Origin of the sequence: Chitinivorax tropicus (genome assembly GCF_014202905.1) — a bacterium.
In the GTDB taxonomy this organism is placed as follows: Bacteria; Pseudomonadota; Gammaproteobacteria; order Burkholderiales; family SCOH01; genus Chitinivorax; species Chitinivorax tropicus.
The window spans coordinates 1-1,096 of the sequence record NZ_JACHHY010000090.1; the positions used below are offsets into that span (position 1 = coordinate 1).

Here is a 1,096-nt window from a genome sequence, read left to right on the forward strand (position 1 = left end):
ATATTTAACGCCGGAAGAATTCCGGCAGAAGTACCACCAACAGAGGACCCAGGTTGCTAATTAAAGACTGGGATACCTAACGGGGAAAGGTCAGGTGAGCGCCTGCTCGTGTGCCGGTATGGTGACTACAAAATTTTCTCGTCAATCAAGAGAAATTTTTCGCCTTCATATTTATAACGACGAATCCATCTCTTCTCTTCCACCTCTGAGCGGTACAGGAAGTCAATACCTTCTATCCTCAATATAAGCTGCATGACTGTATCAGGATCTGCTATCTCATTAATCTCAAGCAAGAGCGGGTATTGCCGATACTCTTCCTTATGCCAATCTCCATCATAAAAATTTGAAATTATCCTAATACATCCGCCTCCTCCAATATCAGCCCGGAAATATTCGCCCCAGAAACTACTTTCATGAAGCGAAAACTCAATACCCAAAGCAAGCGCCAACTGTCGCACCGCAACGGTGGTATCATTCTCTCTAATTCCATAATAATCATATATGTGCATATCTATTTACCAAGTTTGACAATGTGAGACGGGCAAGATAGTGCACCAGGAATGTTGTCGTAGAGCATAAATTCCACAGGACGTCCAGCTTGTTGAGATAGCATAGCTCGTACATCACTAAGCCCAAGGAGTCTCGATTGCTCTGGAGTTAATGGACCTATACGATCAGGCATGGTTTTTACTTTGAAACCATTCGCTCTTCCCAATTCCAACGACTGAAGGTACAAGTCATCATTAACCAAGGCAATGTCATAATCACTAATACGACCGTGATCAAACGGAGAGTTCGGCGTTTTACTAAATGGCGAGCTACGACCGGTGACAGAACTACCTTTGAATACAATGCTTGTATTTTCCGGAAGTCGGCTCTTTAGTGCATCAACAAAAGTGGTGTAGTCCTCAAAACTCTTGAAACCATAGGGTAAAGGATTACCTGTTGGGTCGAATACTCTGCCTGGAACAACCCCCCCCCCAATTCTACCCCGCCCGGCACCACCCGCTCCAACCTAACCGGCAGCGGATTGGAATACAAGGTCCCAGGGGTGTACTCGAGAGGCAGGATATTCCAGTCAGGCAGCCCCTTGCCT

General features: G+C 45.7%; 1 protein-coding gene. It reads right to left on the reverse strand.

Annotated elements, in window-relative coordinates; translation table 11 throughout:
- Window positions 1–125: 125 nt before the first annotated feature.
- Window positions 126–509: a hypothetical protein gene (locus HNQ59_RS19470; RefSeq protein WP_184042042.1), complete on the reverse strand. Its 384-nt coding sequence runs from the start codon at window positions 507–509 to the stop codon at window positions 126–128.
- Window positions 510–1,096: the final 587 nt, after the last annotated feature.

Excerpts from the sequence above, each read along its gene's own strand:
- HNQ59_RS19470 (WP_184042042.1), bottom strand. The coding sequence starts at position 509 with ATGCACATATATGATTATTATGGAATTAGAGAGAATGATACCACCGTT.